Here is a 21,496-nt window from a genome sequence, read left to right as displayed (position 1 = left end):
TCCCGGCGAACCCGGTGAAGCCGTCGACGCCGCAGGCCGCTCAGCACTCGCACCCCCTCCCCCCGATCCGCACGATGTCTCCCCACCGGCCCCCGCCGGGCGCCACTCGGTTCCGTTGCGTCATCCCCCGAGCGCTCTCCGCTTGCGTCTCCCCCGCACGGGCCGTCCCCAATCCCCCGACCGTCCGTCACGGCCCGCCCCGCCGTCATGTGCCGCGGTAGCGGTCCACCACGGAGGTGAACTCCCCGACGAGGTGCTTCGTCACGGGCACGCCGGAGGGTCCGCCGAGCAGGTCGGCGAGTTCGACGTCGCAGACCACGGTGACCTTGACGGTGGCGACCGGGCCGTCCGCCAGCTCCAACTCGCCCTGGTCCAGCTGGACGTCGCTGTTCCGGCAGGAGACGCCCTGTTGGCGCAGCGTTTCGAGGGCGGAGTCCCTGGCCGGCTTGTCCATCCCGGCGACGCTGCGCTGCAGCGAGGCCGTCCGGGCACCGGCACGGGCGGCGGCCTCGACCGTGCCGGCCGCGGTCTGCACCCGGCCGGCGGCGATCGCCAGCAGGACCAGTGCGACCACGCCCGGCACCACGATCGCCGCCTCGATCGCTATCCCGCCCCGGTCCCGCCGTCGCGGGCGCCACCGCGGCCCCCGCCGCCCGGCGCCACCGCGCGCCACCACGGCACGAGTGCTCACTTCGCCACCACCGGCGGGACGAAGCGCTCACGCGGCGCCTCGGCGTACTGCCGGATGCTGGGCCCCGTGAGCCCGGGTATCAGCAGCGGGGGCGTCAGCTCCACGGTGACCTTGATCCTCTCGGACGTGCTGCCGTCCGTGACCACCTCGTACCCGTGGACGCCCTGCCGGTCCAGGAAGTCCCGGGCCTGCCGCCGGGCGGCCTCGTCCTTCGCCTCGTCCGTCGCGTTCCCCTGTACCCGCCCGGCGTCCACGCCTTCGCGGGCGGCACTGAGCGCGACCTGGCGGTCGTACCACCACAACGAGGCCTGGACGACGAGCAGGACGAGCAGCAGGACGACCGGGAAGACGATGGCGAGGCTGATGCTCATCGACCCCCGGTCGCCGCGGCGGCGAGGCACTCGGATCACTTGGAGGCGCCGCCCGCGCCACCGGCGCCGCCAGGCAAGTTCGGATCCTGGTCGACCTTGGTGACCACCTTGTCCTTCAGCAGGTACAGCGCGGTCGCGACGGCGCCCGCGACGAACACCAACGCGATGATGGCGAGGGCGAGTTCGATGCTGATGGCGCCACGGTCGCCGCGCGCGCGGGCGGCGCGCAGCCGGCCCCGCCGGAGCGTGAACAGCAGCAGGGCGAACTGCACGGGCAGCAGGACGGGCCGCAGCACCCGGCCGGCCAGCTGGGCGAGTCGTACGGACATCGGAGGTCTCCATGGTGTGGTGTGGTGTCAGTTGCTCTGGGAATGGCGTCAGTTGAGCATCTGGTGGAGCGCGGGAAAGACGATCAGGACGGTCATCAGCAGGGTCAGGGCAGCCCCGGGCGCGACCATCCGTTCACTGTCGGCGTTGGCGCGGGCGAGGTCCTCGGCCAGCAGCTCGCCGCGCAGGCCCTTGGCGCGGGCCCGCAGGGTGTCGTACACAGCCGCGCCGTCGGTGCCGGACAGCCGCATGATGTCGGCCACGTCCTGGAGCGGGCTGAGTCCCAACTCCCCGGCCAGCGCGTCGAGTCCGACCCAGGGCGGGAGGCGGTCGGTGGCGGCGCGCTCCAGCGCGTCGCGGATCCGCCGGAACACCGCGCCCTGTCCGACCGAGGCGGCGCGGCGCAGTGCCTCGGCGGGACCGCAGTCGGCGGCCCGCTCCAGGGCGACGAGTTCCAGGTAGGCGGCGATGCCGTGCAGGTACTCGGTGCGCGCCTCCTTGGCCTCGCCGCGCACGATCGCGTCCGGGACGAAGAACAGCAGCCCGGCCAGCAGCGGTCCGGCGACCAGCGGCAGGGCGAAGGGCAGGCCGACGTCCATCAGCGCGGCCATCGCGCCCAGGTAGGCGGGCAGCATCAGCCCGAGCGCGGCGAACAACAGCTTGTGCACCATGAACCGGGCCGGGGTGCGGCCGATCAGGGCGAGTTCGCGGCGTGGGACCGAGACCCCGCGCAGGGTGAGCGAGCGCTCGCCGATCCGGTCGTACCAGGACACCCGCTCGTCCGGGTCCTGCGGCCGGTCGGCCGGGGCGCGGTGCAGCCGGTCCAGCGCCTGGCGCAGGTCCGGTGGTGCGGGCCGCAGTTCGGCGATCAGCAGGGCGATGCCGCCGGCCGCGGCGGCGCCGGCCAGCACGGACCAGGGGGAGATCACCGGACCTCCCCGAGCTGCTCGGCGGGCTCCCGCCCGGTCCCGTCCTTGCCGCGCCCGTCCTTGCCGCGCCCGCCCTTGCTCCGACCGCCCTTGCTCCGCCGGTCCGGCGTGAGCAGCCGGGGCACCGGCGGGTGCGAAGCCAGCGCCCGCATCCAGGCGATGATCGCGACGAACAGGGCGGCGACCACGGCGAGCACGATCTGCCCGAGGAAGGTCCCGTACGGGCGGGTGTACTCGGTGTTGAAGGAGCCGACCGTGACGACCAGCACGATGATGCCGACCAGCCAGCGGATGGTGGTGCGGTGCTTGGCCCGGTCGGCCTCGATGGTGCGGCGCTGGCGGACCTCCTCGCGCACCGAGTCGGCCATGTCGGAGAGCGTCCGGGCCAGGCCCGGGCCGCTGTCCCCGGCCCGCAGCACGAGGGCGGCGAGCACCTTGTCGGCGGTGGCGTCGGCCAGGCTGTCGGCGAAGGCCCGCAGTGCCTCCTCGGGCCGCCAGCGGGCCTGCAGCCGGGCGGCCAGCTCGCCGATCTCCTCCTCCAGGGCCGCGGGGGCGGTGCGGCGGCTGGTGACGATGGCCTGGTTGAGGCCGACGCCGAGCAGCAGCACGTCGGCGATCCGCTGGGTCCACTCCGACAGCGCTTCCAGGCGTTCGATCCGGTGGGTGTCCGGGCGGGTGGTGTCGAACAGCCAGGGCAGGCCGAAGACGGCCAGCGGCACCAGCAGCGCGGTCAGCGGGATGCGGGTGAACAGCCAGGCCAGCGGGGCGCCGACGAGCGCCAGCGGCAGTTGGATCCGGCGCAGCCGCGCCATCCGCAGGGAGGCCGCACCGGGGGCGCCGTACCAGAAGACGTGGGCCCGGCCGGCCAGCGGGTTGCCCGGGCGGTCCGGCTCGTCCTCGTCGGCGGGCTCGCTGCCGCGGGCCCAGGCCACCAGGGCGACCAGGCCGCCCGCGACCGCCAGCCCGCACAGGGCGAACAGCAGCATCACCGCGCGCCACCGCCGATCCGCAGCTGTAGCGGGGCGGCCCAACTCCCGTACCGGGAGCCGAGCAGCGAGGCGTCGAAGCCGGCCCGGCGCAGGTCGTCCAGGCACTGCGGCGGGGTGTGCGGGACGGCGCGCGGCTCGCCGAGGTCCGGCCGGGGGCCGAAGACGGTGTTCAGCGCGGGCCGGCCGCTCTCGCCGAGGCCGGTGACCTCCAGGACGTGGGAGACGAAGCGGTGCCGGCGGCCGCCGACGGCGGTCTCGTCGACCATGGTGACGTGCACGATGAGGTCCAGGGCGTTGGCGGTGAGCCGGTAGGCGAGGGCGTCGGTCATGTGCGAGCCGTACTCCAGGCAGAGTTCGGCGATGCGGTCGACCACCATGTGCGGGCCGCGGGCGTGCAGGGTGCACATCGAGCCGCCCTCGCCGTTGGTCATGACCCGCAGCATCGGGACGACCTCGCCGGAGCGGACCTCGCCGACGATGATCCGGGAGAGGGTCATCCGCAGCGCGGCGGGGATGAGGTCGCCGATCGTCAACTCACCCGCCAGGCGGCCGTCGACGCGTTCGCCGTTGCCCTCGCGGGACTCCATCGGGACGACCTGGCGCAGGTGGCCGAGGGTGTGCAGCCAGAGCTCGAACTCCGACTCCAGGGTGCCGATCCGCTCGTCCGGCGGGATCTCGGCGGCCATCGCGCGCAGCAGGCTGGTCTTGCCGACGCCCTGGGTGCCGGTGATCATCACGTTCTTCCGGGCCCGGATCGCGGCGGCCAGGAAGGCGGCCAAGGTGCCGTCCAGGGTGCCGAGTTCGACCATCTCCGGCAACGTCGCCGAGGCCACCCGGTGGCGTCGGATCGCCACGTACGGGCGGGGCGTCACCTCGGTGAGCGCCTGCAGACGCATACCGCCCTCCAGGCGCAGCGCGAGGGTCGGGCTGGCAGTGGACAGGCTGCGCTCGCCGCCGCCGTGCTGGCGGGCCAGATCCTGGAGAAGTTCGACGAGTTCGGCGTCGGTGTCGGCCACCGGCGGGACCTGGCGCAGGGGTTGGTGCACCTTGGAGACCCAGACGTCGTCGCAGCCATTGATCAGGATGTTCTCGATCTCCGGGTCGTCCAGGTAGGGCTGGAGCCGGCCGGCCCGGAACAGCAGGTCGAAGACGGCCTCGGCGAGGGCGCGGTCCTGCTCCCGGGTGGGCGGGATGCCGTGGGTCTGCGCGTAGGCGTCGGACCAGCGGGCGACCGCCTCCTCGATCAGCGCGCGGCCGCGCTGACGGCGGGTGGCGCGGTCCGGCTCGGCGCCGGATCCGGCGGTCAACCGGGAGATCTGCTGGTGCAGTTCGGCCGCGACCTGGCGCTTGAGCTCGCGCGCGACCTGCGGGTCGACGGCCGGCCGGGTGGCGGCGCCGCGTAGGTCCAGCGAGGGCAGCTGGGAGGGTACGGCGGTGGGCCCGGCGCCGCCGGGGGCCGGGGCGACGGGTTGGGGCGCGACCGGGCCGGGCTGGTACGCCTGCGCGGGCTGCGGCGGCGCGGGCGTGGGCATGGGCGCCGGCGCGGGCGTGGGCGTCGACCAGGGCAGGGCGGCCGGGTCGGCCGTCGGACGCTGGTGCAGGGGGCTACCGCGCACGGAGCACCTCCCCGGGGGTGTGCGGGTACGGGCGCCCGTCTATCTGGTGGTCAGTCACCATGGGTTGCTGGAGCGGATACTGCTCGTCCTCCCCGGCCGGTCGCGGAGACTGGACGTGTGCCTGGACGTGCGCCGGGAACGGCGCCGGCGCGGCCGGCTGGGGCGCCAGCCCGGCCAGCGGCGCGACCGGGCCGGTGGTGATCACCGGCGGGGTGTACGAGGGCTGCTCGCCCTCGCCCGGCCCGTAGGCCGACTCCCCGTACGGCGTCTGGCCGTACGGCTGCTGCCCGTACGCCGGGGCGGACACCGGAGCCGTCGGCGACATCGGCGGCGCCGACGCCACCACGGGCCCCGGCACCGGCGTCGGAACGGGCCCCGGGGCTGGCACCGGTACGGCGGCGGGCGCGCCCGGCGCGGCCGGGTTCGGCGCCGTGAGCTGAGCGGGCGTGGGCGTCGGCGCGGCCGTCGGCGCGAGCCGCTGCCGCCGCCGGCGGATCAGCAGCTGCACCTCGTCGGCCGCCGAACGGGCCGTGCGCATCAGCTCCGAGCGGATGAACCGCCGGTCGGTGGTGTCCCCGCCGTCGGAGAGCACCCGCGCGGTACGGGCGGCGTGCGGCAGCACCCCGAGCACCGGCAGTCCGAGCTCACGGGACACCTCCGCCCCCGGGTACGGCCCCTCGGCGACCAGCAGCAGCCCGAGCGCGTCCGCCCCGGTCCCGCCGGCGGCCAGGTCCTCGGCGAGGGCGGCGAGCCGGGGGCGGGCCGCGCTCAGCCCACGCAGTGTGGTGCGGACCGTCACCGCCACCACGTCCGCGCGGCGGGCCAGCACCGCGCTCGTCCCGGTGGCGCCGGAGCGGCCGAGGTCCACGATGACGTCGTAGCCCTGCTGCTCGATGCCGTGCAGCAGTTCGGCGAGCGGCTCCCAGGTGTAGGCGAGGCCGGGCGCCTGGGCCGGGTCGGTCAGGCCGGGCAGCAGCAGCCGCTCGGCGTTGCCCTCGGGCGAGAGGTCGATCAGCTGCTCCCAGATGGTCTGGGCGAGCAGCCCGCGACGGTCGGCGACGGCGAGGTTGCGCAGCCCGTACACCGCCTCGACCCGGCCCTCCAGGGCGCCCGCGAGCACCGCGCCGCCGTCCGGGTCGGCCTCGACCAGCAGGATCCGCCGACCGGGCGGCAGCGGCCAGGCCAGCAGCAGCGCCAGGGCGGTCGTGGTCGCGCCGGGCGCGCCCGGACCGCCGACCACCGCGATCACCGCCATCAGGCGCCGCCCGTTCCGGCCGGGGCACCCGTTCCGGCCGGGGTCGCGGGCGCGGTGGCCGCGCCGGAGGAGGGTGCGCCGGTGGGGGCCGCCGACGGAGCGCCCGAGGGGGCCGCCGCAGCCCCGGTGCCGCTGGGGACGGCGCGCGGCGCCAGCAGCACCTGGATCCGCCCGCCGGCCACCCACTGCGCGAGCCGCGGCCCGTCCGCCGAGCCGACCGCCACGTCGATCACCTGGCTGCCGTCGGTGTCCACCCGGCCGACCGTGATGACCGTCGCGGGCAGCGAGTCGGCCCGGCCGTTGTCGGGGGTGTTGACCACGACGATCTGCACCCCGGGCTGGAGCCGGCTGGCGGGCAGCTGGCTGCGCTTGGCCGACACCCCGACCACGATCTGCCCCGGCTGCACCGACAGTCCCTGCGCCAGGTCGGAACCGGTCAGCATGGCCCCGCGCTTGAGGTCGGTGGCGGCCCGCATGCCGACCGCCTTGCCCCGGTCCTGGGCGGACAGCGGCCGCAGCGCCGGATCGCCCGCGATCCGGGCCACCACCAGGTCGTCCTCGGTGATCACCTGCCCCCAGGGCACGTCCCGGGCCAGCGCCAGCACCGCGACCCGCTGCCCGGTGCTGTTGTAGAGGGCGGCGCCGCCCAGCCCGCCGGCCGCGATCAGCGCGACCGCCATCGCCAGCACCGCCGGGCGCCGCCGCCGGGCCCGCATGGTCCGCCCGGGCGCGTGCGGCGCCGCCCGCCCCCGGCCGCGGCCCGCGCCGCGGCCCTGCTGCTCCTGGCCCGGCTGCTCCGGTACCGCCACGGACGCCGCGGCACCTGCGGGTGTGCCGGATCCCGGCGTCGCGAATGTACGGTTCTCCACCGGGTTCCGCCCTTCCCTCGTTCGCTGTCTGACTGATCAGTGGCCGAACGGCCGCCGTGGCGCGGTCAGTTGAGGACCTGCACCTCGGCGACCTTGAGCGCGAGGTCCGATCCGCGCGGCATGTCGATGTCGAAGGTCTTCGCGTTCGGCCCGGTGATCACCACATGGGCCCGCCAGTGCGCCGTAACGGTGCCGGTGAAGACACCCCCCTGCCGGGTGCCCGAGCCGACCGCGAACTCGTAGCCGCAGTCAGGGGATTTCGCGTCCCCGTACTTGGGGTCGTACGGCGTCCCGGCCGTAGCGCAGTCCACCACCATCCCCTGGCCGAAGTCCCAGGTCATGCCGTTCAGTTGCGCGGTGACGGTGACCGAGGCACCCGGAACCGCGAGCGTACTCGGCTCGGGCGCCACCATGCCCTCGGCCCAGAGCCAGACCGGCGCCTTCACCACGGCGGTGTCCTTGGGCGCGACGCTCGCCTTCGGCGCCGGGAAGGCCATCCGGTCGGCGAGCAGCTTCGCCTGGACGGTCAGGTCGATCACCGGGGTCGCGCCCGGCGCGTTGCTCACGAACGCGGTCTGCAGACCGTCCTGCCCGCCGCCGTTCTGCGGACAGACCTTGGAGTAGACCGTGCCCTCCGACGGCTTGTGCCCCTCCCAGGCCTTGTCGCCCTCGGCCGGCTGCTTGTCCAGGGGGCGGAAGTAGCAACCGACGTCGCTGTTGAAGTAGCCGCGTTCCGGGTCGTAGCAGGCCCACTGGACGTCGTGGTAGCTGCACAGCTGCGGGCCGCTGTTCCCACCGTCGCCGCCACCGCCCTGCGAGGGGCCCGAAGTGGAGCTGCTCCCGCCACTGCCGACGTGCGAGCAGATCACGCTCGGGGAACATTGTTCCGCTCCGGCGTCCGGTGGTTCGTCCGCCGTCGCCGTTACCGCCGAGGACAACAACAGTCCGGCGGACAACGATGCGACGACCGCGAATCGCCGGGCCGGTTTCCGCGAGTTCAGCATGTCCGGTCCACCTCCCGCTTGAAGTCGTAGATCAGCCAGTGCGCTTGGAACCATCGCAGGGAAGCGGTCGCGACATAGCGGTTCAACCGGTCGGCCGGTTCCTTTGCGGTACGGGTGACGGCGTCGACGCGGTGCCAGTCCGAGAGGTCGACGCAGTCCTCGATCACGGCGGTCTGCGGATCGGCTTTCAGGTCAATGGTCTTCACCACGGCCGAATTCCGCGGCGTTCCGGTCATCACCAGTTTGGCGTCGTGGAGTTGACGGAGGCCGACCAGGGTGTCGGACAGGGCCCGCCCGGAGGAGTACGCCTCAAGCGCGGAACCGTCCGAATCCGTACGCCCGAAGGCCTCGGCCTGAGCCTGCCACCAGTCCTGATACGTCCTCAAGGCCAGTCGGCCCCGGGCCCCTTCCGGACCGTCGGTCGGCGCGATCGAGGCGTTTACCGAGCCACCCGAAGGGGTTAACGGGTTCACTCCCGCAACAGTGGCCGCAGGCGACCCGAGACGATCGACGGAACCGTCGGCACCACCGCTCGCACAAGCACCGAGCAACAACACCAGAACCGCCCCACCGACCACAACCGCCCCAGGGCGCAACACATTTCCGCGCTGCCGCATCGCCCACCTCGTCGCGACCGAGCCGATCCGTGATCCACGGCCGCCAGGAGAATTCCGCCGTCCCACGGGTGTTTCCGCTGGGGATCGATTCTTCGCCAACCCACCCCATCACGGCAACACCTCAGGCCCCCTGACCTTACGCGGAAGGCGGTTCCGTCGGGGCACTTTCCCGCCACAGAACGGCCAACAGTTCTTCGGAAAGCGACAATCCGGCCAATGCGCCCCGAACCGCGGCCCGATTGCGCATCAACAGGCGCCCACCGTGCGGCGGAACGAGCAGGCGCGCGACCGGCGCACCCGAACTACCGGACGACTCTCCCCCGTTCAGCAACCCGGCGACGGCGGGCTGGAGGTCCAGCGGGGAGACGGCCGCGGGGGCACCCGGGACGCCGTGGCGCAGGACGGTGGTGAGCGCCCGGCTGAACGAGCCCTCGCCGCCCGGCAGTACGGCGTCCCGGCCGCGTCTGCCCGGACTGTAGCGGCCGATCCGACCCCACAGCGGGACCCGGGAGTAGCTGAGCAGTTCACCCGCGCTGTCCTCGCCGCCGCGCTCCAGCGCCGCCCAGGTGTCCCGGTCGGCCACCGCGTCGACCAGCAGCAGCGCCTCCTCGTGGTCACCGTGCACCATCGCGCTGACCACCCAGTCCCAGGCCAGGCCGCGCCGGTAGGCGTTGGCGGCGGTGCTGCCGCCGGTGACCAGGGCGAGCCGGCGCCCGCGCGGGTCGGCGACCAGCTGGCCGACCAGGCAGACCACCAGCCAGCGGCCCGGCTGCTGGGCCGCGTCCCGGACGGCGGTGAGCATCGCGTTGGCGTCCGCGTCCCGCGCCGTACCGACGACCCGGCAGCCGGCCGCGCCGGTGTCGAAGCACATCCCGGGCAGCACCTCGGTCAGCAACCGGGCCCCCTCCGACGCGCGCGCCGAACCGCCGTACGCCCGGTCCGGCCCGCCGTCCGCCCCGATCACCACCAGATCGACCCCGCCGGCCATTCGTCCGCCCCCCTCCTCCACCATTCCTCCACCCGCCGGGCAGGCTACCGCTCCGGGCGGCCGCCGAGGGGGCTCCCGGCCCGTCCGCTCAGGGACCATGGGCCCTATGACGCGCGTACCGACCGGAGGACGATCGGACGCATGGAGCGTGAGGACCGTGTGGAGACCCTGAGCGAGGCCGAGAGCCTGCGGCTGCTCAGCACCGTGCCCGTCGGGCGCGTGGTGTACACCGAGCACGCACTGCCGGCCGTCCTGCCGGTCTCCTTCGAGGTCCTGGACGGGCGGCTGGTGCTCGCCGTGCGCCGGGGAAGTGCCACCGCGCGCGGGGTTGACGGCTCGGTGGTGGCCTTCCAGGCGGACCTGCTGGACCCGGTCACCCGCACCGGATGGAGCGTGCTGGTGCACGGGCGGGCCGACGCGGTGAGCGACCCCGAGCAGGTGCGGCGGGTGCTGCGCTCCGGGCTGCGGCCGTGGGTGGGGGACCCGGAGCCGCTGTTCATCGCGTTGGTGCCGGAGCTGGTCAGCGGGCGGCGCCTGTTCCCGACCGGGCAGGGCTCGCGGGGGCCGGGCCCGCTGGGGCGTACGGCGCTGCGGCCCTGAGCCCTCCCCTCCTTCCTCTCGTCGTCGGTCCTCTCGTCGTCGACTCCTGACAGGAACCGGTGGGTAGGCATACGCTTCCGGCGTCCTGACCCCTTGCCGGGCCCGTCCCCCTTCCAGGAGCGCACCGTGACGACCTTCGCCTCCCTTGCCGAACTGACCGCCGCCGTCGGCACCGAACTGGGCACCAGCGAGTGGCACACCATCGACCAGCGGCAGATCGACCTGTTCGCCGAGGCGACCGGGGACCACCAGTGGATCCACGTGGACCCGGAGCGGGCGAAGGAGAGCCAGTTCGGCTCGACCATCGCGCACGGCTACCTGACCCAGTCGATGATCCCGGTGCTGGCCAAGGAGTGCTACGGCGTCGAGGGCGTGCGGATGGCGCTGAACTACGGCTCGGACAAGGTGCGCTTCCCGGCCCCGGTGCCGGTGGGTACGGCGATCCGGGCCACCGCCGAGCTGATCTCGGCCACCGAGGTGCCGGGCGGGGTCCAGGCGGTGGTCCGGTTCACCATCACGAGCGAGCGGAGCGCCAAGCCGCACTGCGTCGCGGAGGCGATCACCCGTTTCTACGCGTAGCGCCGGCGCGGTACCGCGACCCGCGTCGAGTACGCCGATTGGACCGTGCGGGACTCTCCACCAGGTCCGGACGGCGCACGGAGCGTAGTCTCCGACGAGATGGTTGTCGTACCGCAGTGGCCTCATCTGCCCCTTGGGTGCGCGCCCCGGCATGCCCGGTAGCCGTGACCGTCCCTGGAGGAGCCGTGCCCCGCCCCGTCCCGTGGTTCTCCCGCCTCGCCGGTCTGACTTCACAGCTCGTCCCGCCGTCCGCCGGGCCGGCCGCCGACCGCGCCGTCCCGGGCCTGGCCGGACTCCCCCGCGCGGCCTGGCACCGGGTCCGGACCGACGCCTTCGGAGCCGAGCCCCGGGGCGAGCGGCTGGCCCGGATCCGCCGCTCGCCCCAGTTCGTCGACGGAGCCTTCTGCAACCCGGTGCCGACCCGCCGCCTGGTGTACGAGCGGAGCCCGCTGGAGATCGCCCGCGCCCAGCTGACCGGGGACAAGACCCGCCGGTCGCCGACCGCCGCCGTGCCGGTGCACCGGCTGCTGCCGGTCGACCTGGCCACGCCACCGGAGTCCGGGCTGCGGCTCACCTGGCTCGGGCACGCCACAGTGCTCGCCGAGATCGGCGGGCGGCGCGTCCTGATCGACCCGGTCTGGGGCGAACGCTGCTCCCCGTTCGCCTGGACCGGACCCAAGCGGATGCACCCGGTGCCGCTGCCGCTGTCCGAACTCGGGCCGGTGGACGTGGTGGTGGTCTCGCACGACCACTACGACCACCTCGACATGGCCACCGTGCGGGCCCTGATCGGCAGCGGCGCGGCGTTCGCCGTACCGCTGGGGGTCGGGGCGCACCTGGAGCACTGGGGGGTGCCGACGGCGCGGATCGTCGAGCTGGACTGGTGGGAGTCGGCCGAGGTCGCCGGGCTGACCCTGACCGCCACGCCGGCCCGGCACTACTGCAGCCGCGGGCCACGCACCAGCACGCTGTTCCTGTGGTCGTCCTGGGTGGTCACGGGCGGCGGGCACCGGATCTTCCACAGCGGGGACACCGGCTACTTCCCGGGCTTCGCGGAGATCGGGCGCCGGCTCGGACCGTTCGACGCGACGATGATGCAGGTCGGCGCGTACAGCGAGTTCTGGCCCGAGGTGCACATGACCCCCGAGGAGGGCGTCCGGGCGCACCTGGACCTGGGCGGCGAGCTGCTGCTGCCGATCCACTGGTGCACCTTCAACCTGGCGAACCACCCGTGGGAGGAACCCGCCGAGCGCGTCGTCACCGCCGCCCAGATCCTCGGCGCCCACCTCGTGGTGCCCCGCCCCGGCAAGCCCTTCGAACCCGCCGACCCGCCGGCGCTGCGGCTCTGGTGGCGCGCGGTGGCGGCGGCCCCGCGTGGCATCGAGCCGCTGGTCACCGCCGAAGCGCCGACGGCGGGGCGGACAGGGGCACGGACGGAAGCACGGACGGAGATGCGCGAACCGACGACAGGTTTCAGCGAACAGATTTCAAACTCTGTCATCTGAAATCTGTTCGCTGACAGCTGTCAGCCGTCGCACGCCAACCGCCAGGTCCACCGCAGCGGTCTGTGCACGTCGTGCTGGATGCGCGAGAGCGAGCCCGACATCCTCTTCTGCGACGGCGGCAGGTACCGCAACTTCACCCGGCTTCTCCGACTGTTCGCGTGACCGCTTCTGCGGCCGTACAGCCGAAGCGGCGGCCGAAGCCACCTCTTATGGCTTCGGGCGCCGCTTTTCGTGGTGCGGTGTCAGGCGCGGGTGGTGCGATGTAGCGCTGAAGGAGCATATGTCGGCGATATGCCGTGCTGCTTAGGCTCCAGGTATGCGCGTGTTGATCGTGGAGGACGAGCCCTACCTGGCCGAAGCCGTCCGGGACGGTCTGCGGCTGGAAGCGATCGCCGCCGACGTCGCCGGCGACGGCAACTCCGCTCTGGAACTGCTCAGCGTCAACTCCTACGACCTTGCGGTCCTCGACCGCGACATCCCCGGCCCCTCCGGCGACGAGATCGCCCGACGAATCGTCGCCTCCGGCAGCGGCATCCCGATCCTCATGCTCACCGCTGCCGACCGGATCGACGACAAGGCGTCCGGGTTCGAGCTCGGCGCCGATGACTACCTCACCAAACCGTTCGAGCTCCGGGAGCTCGTCATGCGGCTGCGGGCGCTGGACCGCAGACGCGCGCACGCCCGACCCCCGGTCAGCGAGATCGCGGGCCTGCGGCTGGACCCCTTCCGCCGACAGGTCTTCCGTGACGGACGCTACGTCGCGCTCACCCGGAAGCAGTTCGCCGTGCTCGAAGTCCTCGTCGCCGCCGAAGGCGGTGTCGTCAGCGCCGAAGAACTCTTGGAGCGGGCCTGGGACGCCAACGCCGACCCCTTCACCAACGCCGTCCGCATCACCGTCTCCGCTCTGCGCAAACGACTCGGCGAACCATGGCTCATCGCCACGGTGCCCGGCGTCGGCTACCGAATCGACACCGGCATGGACACCACCCACCCTGGCAGCACTCATGAATAGGCGCCCAGGGCTCAGCGCCCGCCTGAAACTCACCATCAGCTACGCCGGATTCCTCCTCATCGCCGGCACTCTCCTGCTGGCCGTGGTCTGGGTGTTCCTGCTGCGCTACGTACCCGACAGCCCCCAGGGCCTTCTCGGGGTCGCACCCAACCGCTACCTCCTCGTGCGCATGTTCGCCCCCGCCGCGGCCGTAGCACTGGCCTTTCTGCTGGCGTTCGGCCTCCTGGGAGGATGGATCCTCGCCGGCCGGATGCTCGCACCACTCACACGGATCGCAGACGCGGCACGGGTGGCCGCGAACGGATCACTGTCCCACCGGGTCCGCATGCAAGGTCCCCGAGACGAATTCCGCGAACTCGCCGACGCGTTCGACATCATGCTCGAACAACTCGAATCCCACGTCACCGAACAGCAACGATTCGCCGCGAACGCCTCCCACGAACTGCGCACCCCGCTGGCGATCTCGAAGACACTCCTCGACCTCGCCCGCAACGACCCCACGCGGGATCAGGGCGAAATCATCGAACGCCTCCACACCGTCAACACGCGGGCGATCGACCTCACCGAGGCCCTCCTGCTGCTCAGCCGCGCCGACCGCAAGAGCTTCACCCGCGAGCCCGTCGACCTGTCCCTCATCGCCGAAGAAGCCACCGAAACGCTGCTTCCCCTCGCCGAAAAGCGCCAGATCACGCTCGACGTCACCGGCGAGAAGGCACAGACCCCCGGCTCCGCGGCGCTCATTCTGCGGATGGTGACCAACCTCGTCCAGAACGCCATCGTCCACAACCTCCCTTCCGGCGGCACCGTCACGGTCCACACCGAATCGCAGCACGACGCGAGCGTGCTGCGGGTCGAGAACACTGGCCATCGGGTCCCAGCGGAACTCCTACCGACCCTCACCGAACCCTTCCAACGCGGAACAGAACGCACACGCACCGACGAACATGTCGGGGTCGGCCTCGGGCTGGCCATCGTGCACAGCATCGTCCGGGCACACGACGGGACCGTCGACCTCGCACCCCGCCCCACCGGCGGTCTCCTCGTCACGATTCGACTTCCCGGCACGCCGCAGGCATCGCCCCCGAGCGGGGCCCACTAGATCGTTGATCGGCTCCGCGAGGGAGACTTCGCCTGGGGGCAGGTGGGCGGGCGTGACGGCGAACTCGTCCTGCAAGTCCCGGCACCCGTCGTTGCCAGCATGCTCGGCCACCACAACGAGAGCGTCACCGGCATCGCCGTTCAAACCGCCGGCACCTGCAGTAACCGGGCTGTCGCGATCACCGGCGGCCGAACCGTCGCACTGCCGGCATGCGCCAGTTCCTTGATGCCGGGGATTCGGTGTATCGCGGGCGTATCGAAAACCGCATACGCCACCACAACAGCCTTCCGTCTTCAGTGGAGGCACGGGGACCACATGAGTGGGTGATCGATTGCCGATAGCGGTCGCCGGCAGACCCGCAACGGTCGATTTGTCGATCAGGAAAGGACCGTGATCATGGACTCGGATTCCGTACGTGGTATCAATCGGCGGCGGCTGCTCGGGCGGGGCGGGTTGGCGGCCGCCGGCGTGGTGGCGGCCGGCGCGCCGCTGGTGGGCGCCCGACCCGGCCGCGCCGACCCGGCCGCGACCGACTCCGACATCCCACCGGCCACCCGTCCCGGCGGAGCCTACGACCAGTACCTGGCGAAGCTGGCCGCCGAGGGAAAGTTCTCCGGCGTGGTGCTGTTGTCGCACCGAGGCCGGACGGTGCTGTCCCGCAGCTACGGCATGGCCGACAGGGAGAAGGGGATTCGCAATCACGAAGGCATCGCGTTCAGCCTCAGCTCGGCGGGCATGCCGTTCGGCGCGGTGGCCATCTTGCAGCTGGCACAGCAGGGCGGGCTGAGCCTGTCGGACACGGTGGGCGCCCACCTGAAGGGCTTCGCCAAGGACATCGCCGAGCAGGTGACCGTCCACCACCTGCTCTCCGGCACCTCCGGGCTGAGCACCCCGGACGAGGACGTGCAACGCGTCTTCCAGAGCCGGGAGGAGGTGTACGGGTACTACGAGCAGTGGGTCCGGCAGTCCGAGCTGGTGGCTGTCCCCGGCACTCGCACCAGCCACTCCGGCGCCGATGTCGGCATCCCCGCGTTGATCGTGGAGGCCGTGAGCGGCAAGACGTACTGGGACTACGTGCAGGAGAACATCTTCGGGCGCTGCGGCATGACCGGCTCGGCGTTCCACACCAGGCCGCAGTGGCTCACCGACGAGCACATCGCGCACCCGTACATGACGCTGGCCGACGGCAGCCAGGTGGACGCGGTCCGCAATCTGGACAAGGGCAGCCCGCACGCGGACGTACTCGGCAAGAACCCGGGCCGCGGCTTCATCGATGCCCCCGGGGTCGGCGGCTTCGCCACCGCGCCGGATCTGGTCCGGTTCGCGCGCGCGCTGGGCGACGGCACCGTGCTGGACCGGCCCTGGGCCGAGTTGCTCACCGGGGCCAAGATCCCCCACGGCGGTTCGGCGTTCGGGGCCTACGACATGCCGGTCCACATCGTCAACGGCCAGTGGGTGTTCGGGCGCGGCGGTGGCAACCCCGGTGTCAGCGCCAACTGGAACATCTACCCGTACACCGGCTGGGTCGGCGTCGTCCTCGGCAACTGCGACGGCCTGCCGCTGCAGGAGATCACCGGGCGGGAGATGCAGGCCATCACCAGGGCTTCGCCCGGCAACGGGGGTGGTGGCTGAAACGGTCCGGCGGCAGAGCCGGAAGAAGTCGACGGGGTGACGCCGCCGGAGGTGACCAGGTCGAGGCTCCGGCCGGCGGCGCCGTCCAGGACGGCCGACAGACGCAGATAGGCGTACGCGTGTGCGGATTGCGTCATGCGGAGCACGCTGGGTGACGGGCCCGACAGCCCGCCGGGGCCACCGTGGAATGAAACACGTTCTATCCATCGAAAGCGTTACCCAGGTCACACCGCCACACGGTTGGCTTCTGCCACTATGGCCCGGTGACCGACCTGACCGAACAGCAGATCCCGACCGAGCAGGCGCCCCGCCCGGCCGCCCAGTTCGCCGAGCTGCTGGAGATCGAGCAGCTGGATGAGAACACGTTCCGGGGGCACTGCCACGCCGGGGCCCCGATGCGCGCCTTCGGCGGCCACGTCGCCGCCCAGGCCCTGGCCGCCGCCGGACGCACCTGCGACGGACAGCGCGCGGTGCACTCGCTGCACAGCTACTTCCTGCTGCCCGGCAACCCGACCCGGCCGATCGACTACGAGGTCGAGCGGCTGCGCGAGGGCCTCACCTACGCCACCCGCCGGGTCCGCGCGGTGCAGGACCGGAACGAGATCTTCAGCCTCACCGCCTCCTTCAAGCGCCCCGAGCCGACCGGCGAGCGCCACCGCGAGATGCCGCCGGTGCCCGCCCCGGAGACCCTGCCCGACGCCTTCTCACAATGGGACGAGGAGCTGCGCGCCGCGATCAAAGCCTCCGACGGCTTCCGCGACCTCGAACTGCGCTTCGTCCCGGCGGACGCCCCGGGCGTGCCGCCGGCCGTCCCGGGAATGCCGCAGCAGTTCGTCTGGGTACGCATCGCCACCCCCTTCCCGGTCGACGACCCGCTGCTGCACACCTGCGCGCTCACCTACCTGTCGGACCTCACCCTGGCCTCCACCGCCGGGCTGCACGAGCAGCCCAACTTCTTCCAGCGCACCGAGCCGCCCCAGCTGCTGATGGCCTCGCTGGACCACGCGATGTGGTTCCACCGCCCGTTCCGGGCCGACGAATGGCTGCTGTTCGCCCAGCGCAGCCCGTCCGCCTCGGACGGCCGGGGCCTGTCGCTCGGCGAGTTCTACGACCTGGACGGCCGACTGGTCGCCTCGGCCGTCCAGGAAGCGCTGATCCGCAGGCTGCCCTAGCCGGCGCGGGCCCCCGGACACCGCGGTGGCCACCGGGCGAACGGAAGGGGGCCGGTCGGCGTCATACTCCTGAGCGGCCCCGGCCCGTATCATGGTGCGGGTGACCAAGGTTGACCTGTCACCACGGCCGGTGGAGGCGATGTCTCCGCGTCAGCTCCAACGCCGCGAAAGCCTGATCGCGGCCGCGCTCGCCCTGGTGAACGAGATCGGCGTCGAGCGGCTGCAGATGAAGCAGGTCTGCGAGCGGTCCGGAGTCGCCCTGGGGACGGCGTACCGCTACTTCTCCTCGAAGGACCACCTCCTGGCGGCGGCGATCGCCGAGTGGCACCGCCTGCTGCTGGCCGACCTGGTGGCCGAGCTGCGCGGACCCCGCGCCGGGCTGGGGGCCACCGACCGGGCGGTCCGGTTCGTCCGGGGCGGGATGCGGGCCTACCAGCGGCAACCCGAGCTGGCCCGCCTGCGGGTGGCCGTCGCCGCCTCCACCGACCCGTTCGCCAGCGAGGCCCTGCAGGGGATGGCCCGGGCCGACAGCGCGGCCCTGCAGGCGGTGACGGCCGAGGTGCCGGCGGCGGCCAGCGACCTGGTGCGGCACATCGTCGCGCACGCCTGGCAGGGGGAGCTGACCGCCTGGGTGACCGGCCGCACCACTCTCGGGGACGCCCGACGGCGACTGGAGGACGTGGTGCGGCTGGTGCTGAACCCGTACGAGACCCACTACCCGGCCCCGTACGAGGTCCAGTCCACCGGCTGAGCCCCGGGCACGCGGGCTCAGAGCACCGTGGACCCAGAGCACCGTGGGCCCAGAGCACCGTGGGCTCAGACCACCGTCACCGGGTGCGCCACCACCGCGCCGAACAGGTAGCCCTCCCGGTTGAACGGCGCCCGCTCCGGCTGGCCGCCGCCGAGGCGGTCCGTCGCGCGGGCGCGCAGCTCGTACGGGCCGGGCCGCTCGGGGCGCCAGTCGACGCTCCAGCGCGTCCAGTTGTCGGCGCGCGGCTCCTCGCACAGCTCGGCGGGCCGCCAGGTCCGGCCGCCGTCGGTGCTGACCTCGACCCGGTCCACCGGGGCGGCGCCGGACCAGGACCGCCCGTGCAGCCGGTGCTCGCGCCCGGCCGCCAGCACCGCGCCGACGGCCAGCTCGAAGGCCGACTTGACCAGCTGGGTGCTGAGCGGGGCACCGCCGCCGGGCGGGTAGTCCGGGCCGAACATCCGGTAGAAGTCGGTGTTCCACGGCGACTGGAGCGGATGGTCGGCCACCTCGATGCTGCCGACCCACTTGATCGAGGCGATGCCCACCCAGCCGGGCACCACCAGCCGGGCCGGCGCGCCGTGGTCGGGGGTGAGCGGCTCGTCGTTCATCTCGTAGGCGAGCAGTACGTCGTCCAGCGCCTTGGCGACCGGCAGCGGGCGGCGCACCGGGCCGTAGTTCTCGCCGCCGACCACGTAGTCCGGGTCCAGGCCGACCGGCAGCAGGTCCACCGCGTCGTCGGTCAGCCCGGCCGCCCGCAGCAGCTCGGCCAGCCGGACCCCGCGCCAGCTCGCCGAGCCGATGCCGCCGAGCCTCCACGGCGTGCCGGGCACGCTCTGGTGCTGCTGGCTGCGGTAGTAGCTGCGCCCGTTGCCGGCGCACTCGATCAGCGCGTCGATCCTGGTTGACGGCAGCGCCCGCAGGTCCTCCAGGCCGAACTCGACCGCCCGACCGGCCGTCGGGGCGCCGCGCAGGCCGCTGCCGAACAGCCTCAGCCGCCAGCGGTCCGGGTCGATCAGCGGGGTACCGGTGTGGTTGCGGACGAAGAACCGTTCCGTCGGCACATGGCGGCCGATCACGGCCTTGCCGTCGGCGTCGCGCAGCGCGTCCCAGCGCATCTCGGCGTTGGTGTCGTGCGGGACGAACCACTCGGCAGGAAGCGGTTTGACGATTCCGGGCACGGGCCTGGGCACCTCCTCGGCAGCCGCGCGGCCCGGGGCGAACACCGGCGCGGCCGACGCGGGCACGGTGAGCGCCCCGGCGGCGGAGCGCGGCGGCATCCGGACGGCACTGTCCGGATGGCGCTCCTTCCCTCAGCGTAGGCGCTCCGGCGCGTCACGTAACCACGAACGCCGACCGGACTTCCCGCCCGGTCTCCGCCCGAGCGGCCGCCGTGATCCTCCACTTGACCTTCTCACCGGTGTGAACTCCTAGCGTTCCCGTTGTCGGAGCAATCCCACGCGATCCCGTCCGCCCCACCGAGGAGGCCCTCATGCCGTCCACCAGCACGCCGTTCGGCCCGCTCGCCCGGATCGTCCAGGGCTCCGGCCCCGGTCTGCTGCTCGCCCACGGCGCCGCGGGCAGCGCCCGGGACAACTGGGGCCCGCTGCTGCCCGACCTCGCCGCGCACCGCACCGTCGTCGCCCCCGACTACCCCGGCTCCGGCGACAGCCCGTACGAGCCCGGCGAGCCCACCCTCGACGAACTCGCCGAGCGGCTGGTCGCCGCCGCCGACGAGGAGGGCCTGTCCACCTTCGACCTGGCCGGCTTCTCGCTGGGCGCGGCCGTCGCGGTCCGGATCGCCACCCGCCACCCCGAGCGGGTCCGCTCGCTGCTGCTGCTCGCGGGCGTGGCCGGCGGCTCGGCGCGGCTGAGCATGCTCTCGGAGCTGATGGTCGCGCTTGAGGACCGGCCGGCCGACCTCGCCCGGCTGATGCTCACCGTCGTCTTGGGCCACAGCTGGGTGGACGCGCTGCCCGCCGAGCAGCGCGCGGAGCTGGAGGAGGCGCTCAAGTCCCCGCTGCCCGCGGGCTTCCGGCAGCAGTTCCGGCTCGCCGCCCGGGTCGACGTGCGCGAGGAGCTGGCCGCGATCGCCGTCCCGACGACCGTCGTCGGCACCGCCGAGGACATGCTCGTCCAGCCCTCCCAGCACCGCCTGCTGGCCTCGGGCATCCCCGGCGCCCGCTTCGTCGAACTCCCTGGCGGGCACCTGCCGACGATCGACGCGCTGCCCCAACTGCGCGACGTGATGCTGGAGTTCGTGAAGGCCTGAGACAGGTGGGAACACCCCTGCCACCGGCCGCGTTGCCCGATCATGCGCATCGGAGAACTCGCCCGCCTGACCGGGGTGTCCACCCGCCTGCTCCGCTACTACGAGGAGCAGGGCCTGCTCCGGCCCGCCCGCACCACGGCCGGCTACCGGGAGTACGGCGAGGAGGACACCGTACGGGTGTGGCAGATCCGCAGCCTGCTCGCGGCCGGACTGTCCACCCGGGTCATCGCCGAACTGCTGCCCTGCGCCACCGGCCCGATACCTGTGCTGGAGGCCTGCCCGAACCTGGTCGCCACCCTGCGCGGCGAACTCGCCGACCTGGACGCCCGGATCGACGACCTCACCCGCAGCCGCCACGCCCTCTCCCGCTACCTCGCCGCCACGCACCAGCCGAGCGAGCATCAGGCGGCCTGACGCCCCCTTTCGGCGACCTGACGGGACGTGGGCCCCCACCGGGATTCACCACGGCGTGAAGGTGGCCGCTACCACGCGACGGCGGTTGCCACCCCGCTGACCGACTCCGCGAGGACCCGGCCGCCGGCCCTTCGCGCCTCCACCGCGCCCACGACCTCCGCGACGCCGTACGGATCGCCGTACAGGTCGCCGTACAGGTCGCCGTCGGCGAGGCCCTCACCGAACTCGGACGACCCCGCTGACCAGCGCATACGCCCCATCCGCCGGCCGGGTGGGGCGTATGCGGCCAACCGACGCCCAACCCCCGTCCGGACTTCACCCGCGCGTACCGACCGTTCACACCGCCCTGAGAGCCTTCCTGTCATGAACGCCAGCCCTCAGGCGCCCTACCAGGAACCGCGCTTCCCCCTCCCCCAGCGCCACCGCCGCCTCCTCGCCTGCACCGCCGTCCTCGCCTCCATCGCCCTCGGCACCCTCGGTGTCGGCGCCACGGTCGAGACCCTCCAACACGGCCCCCTCGCCGCCGCCACCACCACCGCCAGCAAGTAGCCGGCCCCACCCAGCACCGCCGTCCACCCCGGACGCGGTGCTTTCGCGTTCCCGCCCCCGGCAGGCTCGACGGCCCTACCGGCGGTCGCCACCGACCGCCGGGGCACCGAACCGGTGGTCGACGGCGGACTCTTCTCGGCCCGCTGCTTCCCGGGCCACCGACTCGGGGCGGCCCGGTCGACTTCCTACGGTTCACCTTGGCCGGGGCGGCGAGCGCGAAGCGCGAGTAGCGCGAGAAGTCGGCCCGGTCGACTTTCC

Annotated in this window: 24 protein-coding genes; 11 read left to right on the top strand and 13 right to left on the bottom strand. The window is 73.2% G+C overall.

Annotated elements, in window-relative coordinates:
• Positions 1-205: 205 nt before the first annotated feature.
• From ACGF12_RS02975 to ACGF12_RS02925, 11 genes are all read right to left on the bottom strand, one after another.
• Positions 206-691, bottom strand: a complete 486-nt coding sequence (locus ACGF12_RS02975; protein WP_393024582.1) for a TadE/TadG family type IV pilus assembly protein — start codon at positions 689-691, stop codon at positions 206-208.
• Complete coding sequence (locus ACGF12_RS02970; protein WP_393024579.1) at positions 688-1,062, bottom strand: TadE/TadG family type IV pilus assembly protein; 375 nt, start codon at positions 1,060-1,062, stop codon at positions 688-690. The genes ACGF12_RS02975 and ACGF12_RS02970 overlap by 4 nt, the downstream gene beginning before the upstream one ends.
• A gap of 35 nt (positions 1,063-1,097) precedes the next feature.
• The gene (locus tag ACGF12_RS02965; protein ID WP_393024576.1) at positions 1,098-1,391 is read right to left on the bottom strand and encodes a hypothetical protein; all 294 of its coding nucleotides are present in this window, start codon (positions 1,389-1,391) and stop codon (positions 1,098-1,100) included.
• A gap of 48 nt (positions 1,392-1,439) precedes the next feature.
• Positions 1,440-2,318, bottom strand: coding sequence for a hypothetical protein (locus ACGF12_RS02960; protein WP_393024573.1), 879 nt, complete (start codon positions 2,316-2,318; stop codon positions 1,440-1,442).
• The gene (locus ACGF12_RS02955) at positions 2,315-3,304 is read right to left on the bottom strand and encodes a type II secretion system F family protein (protein WP_393024570.1); all 990 of its coding nucleotides are present in this window, start codon (positions 3,302-3,304) and stop codon (positions 2,315-2,317) included. The genes ACGF12_RS02960 and ACGF12_RS02955 overlap by 4 nt, the downstream gene beginning before the upstream one ends.
• Positions 3,304-4,839 (bottom strand): CpaF family protein, encoded by a 1,536-nt coding sequence (locus ACGF12_RS02950; RefSeq protein ID WP_393024658.1) that lies wholly within the window; start codon positions 4,837-4,839, stop codon positions 3,304-3,306. The genes ACGF12_RS02955 and ACGF12_RS02950 overlap by 1 nt, the downstream gene beginning before the upstream one ends.
• Positions 4,840-4,912: 73 nt before the next feature.
• Positions 4,913-6,178, bottom strand: a complete 1,266-nt coding sequence (locus ACGF12_RS02945; protein ID WP_393024567.1) for a hypothetical protein — start codon at positions 6,176-6,178, stop codon at positions 4,913-4,915.
• Positions 6,178-6,987 carry an SAF domain-containing protein gene (locus tag ACGF12_RS02940; RefSeq protein ID WP_393024564.1) on the bottom strand — a complete coding sequence of 270 codons (810 nt, stop codon included), beginning with the start codon at positions 6,985-6,987 and terminating at the stop codon, positions 6,178-6,180. Before ACGF12_RS02940 ends, ACGF12_RS02945 begins: the two co-directional genes overlap by 1 nt.
• Before the next feature lie 125 nt (positions 6,988-7,112).
• On the bottom strand, positions 7,113-7,916 hold the full coding sequence (locus tag ACGF12_RS02935) for a hypothetical protein (protein WP_393024561.1): 804 nt from the start codon (positions 7,914-7,916) through the stop codon (positions 7,113-7,115).
• Between the two features lie 128 nt (positions 7,917-8,044).
• The gene (locus ACGF12_RS02930) at positions 8,045-8,668 is read right to left on the bottom strand and encodes a hypothetical protein (protein ID WP_393024558.1); all 624 of its coding nucleotides are present in this window, start codon (positions 8,666-8,668) and stop codon (positions 8,045-8,047) included.
• Between the two features lie 136 nt (positions 8,669-8,804).
• The gene (locus ACGF12_RS02925; RefSeq protein WP_393024555.1) at positions 8,805-9,656 is read right to left on the bottom strand and encodes a hypothetical protein; all 852 of its coding nucleotides are present in this window, start codon (positions 9,654-9,656) and stop codon (positions 8,805-8,807) included.
• A gap of 141 nt (positions 9,657-9,797) precedes the next feature.
• On the opposite strand from ACGF12_RS02925, the gene ACGF12_RS02920 reads away from it, so the two are divergent.
• The 8 genes from ACGF12_RS02920 (at position 9,798) to ACGF12_RS02885 (ending at position 18,006) form a co-directional block, all read left to right on the top strand.
• Positions 9,798-10,256, top strand: coding sequence for a pyridoxamine 5'-phosphate oxidase family protein (locus ACGF12_RS02920; RefSeq protein WP_393024552.1), 459 nt, complete (start codon positions 9,798-9,800; stop codon positions 10,254-10,256).
• 126 nt (positions 10,257-10,382) lie between these two features.
• Complete coding sequence (locus ACGF12_RS02915; RefSeq protein ID WP_380614796.1) at positions 10,383-10,835, top strand: MaoC family dehydratase; 453 nt, start codon at positions 10,383-10,385, stop codon at positions 10,833-10,835.
• A gap of 284 nt (positions 10,836-11,119) precedes the next feature.
• A complete protein-coding gene (locus ACGF12_RS02910) occupies positions 11,120-12,340 on the top strand; it encodes an MBL fold metallo-hydrolase (RefSeq protein WP_393024656.1) in 1,221 nt (406 codons plus the stop codon).
• Between the two features lie 316 nt (positions 12,341-12,656).
• Positions 12,657-13,352, top strand: coding sequence for a response regulator transcription factor (locus ACGF12_RS02905; protein WP_393024549.1), 696 nt, complete (start codon positions 12,657-12,659; stop codon positions 13,350-13,352).
• On the top strand, positions 13,345-14,451 hold the full coding sequence (locus ACGF12_RS02900) for a sensor histidine kinase (RefSeq protein WP_393024546.1): 1,107 nt from the start codon (positions 13,345-13,347) through the stop codon (positions 14,449-14,451). Before ACGF12_RS02905 ends, ACGF12_RS02900 begins: the two co-directional genes overlap by 8 nt.
• Before the next feature lie 396 nt (positions 14,452-14,847).
• Entirely contained in the window at positions 14,848-16,083 is a 1,236-nt protein-coding gene (locus tag ACGF12_RS02895) for a serine hydrolase domain-containing protein (protein ID WP_393024543.1), read from the top strand.
• A gap of 263 nt (positions 16,084-16,346) precedes the next feature.
• Positions 16,347-17,255 (top strand): acyl-CoA thioesterase, encoded by a 909-nt coding sequence (locus ACGF12_RS02890; protein WP_393024540.1) that lies wholly within the window; start codon positions 16,347-16,349, stop codon positions 17,253-17,255.
• A gap of 100 nt (positions 17,256-17,355) precedes the next feature.
• Positions 17,356-18,006: a TetR/AcrR family transcriptional regulator gene (locus ACGF12_RS02885; RefSeq protein WP_393024537.1), complete on the top strand. Its 651-nt coding sequence runs from the start codon at positions 17,356-17,358 to the stop codon at positions 18,004-18,006.
• Positions 18,007-18,071: 65 nt separating this feature from the next.
• Here ACGF12_RS02885 and ACGF12_RS02880 read toward each other — a convergent pair whose 3' ends face one another.
• Entirely contained in the window at positions 18,072-19,283 is a 1,212-nt protein-coding gene (locus tag ACGF12_RS02880) for a sulfite oxidase (RefSeq protein WP_393024534.1), read from the bottom strand.
• Positions 19,284-19,495: 212 nt separating this feature from the next.
• Here ACGF12_RS02880 and ACGF12_RS02875 point away from each other — a divergent pair, with 212 nt between their 5' ends.
• Complete coding sequence (locus tag ACGF12_RS02875; RefSeq protein WP_393024531.1) at positions 19,496-20,275, top strand: alpha/beta fold hydrolase; 780 nt, start codon at positions 19,496-19,498, stop codon at positions 20,273-20,275.
• 42 nt (positions 20,276-20,317) lie between these two features.
• Positions 20,318-20,689 carry a MerR family transcriptional regulator gene (locus tag ACGF12_RS02870; RefSeq protein ID WP_393024528.1) on the top strand — a complete coding sequence of 124 codons (372 nt, stop codon included), beginning with the start codon at positions 20,318-20,320 and terminating at the stop codon, positions 20,687-20,689.
• Positions 20,690-20,757: 68 nt separating this feature from the next.
• Here ACGF12_RS02870 and ACGF12_RS02865 read toward each other — a convergent pair whose 3' ends face one another.
• Positions 20,758-20,940 carry a hypothetical protein gene (locus tag ACGF12_RS02865; protein ID WP_393024525.1) on the bottom strand — a complete coding sequence of 61 codons (183 nt, stop codon included), beginning with the start codon at positions 20,938-20,940 and terminating at the stop codon, positions 20,758-20,760.
• Positions 20,941-21,052: 112 nt separating this feature from the next.
• On the opposite strand from ACGF12_RS02865, the gene ACGF12_RS02860 reads away from it, so the two are divergent.
• The gene (locus ACGF12_RS02860; protein WP_393024522.1) at positions 21,053-21,238 is read left to right on the top strand and encodes a hypothetical protein; all 186 of its coding nucleotides are present in this window, start codon (positions 21,053-21,055) and stop codon (positions 21,236-21,238) included.
• Positions 21,239-21,496 lie beyond the last annotated feature (258 nt).

The organism is Kitasatospora sp. NPDC048296, from assembly GCF_043201815.1.
Classification (GTDB): Bacteria; Actinomycetota; Actinomycetes; order Streptomycetales; family Streptomycetaceae; genus Kitasatospora.
Note: the sequence above shows the minus strand (reverse complement) of the source record. Positions and strands in the feature narration are given on the sequence as shown.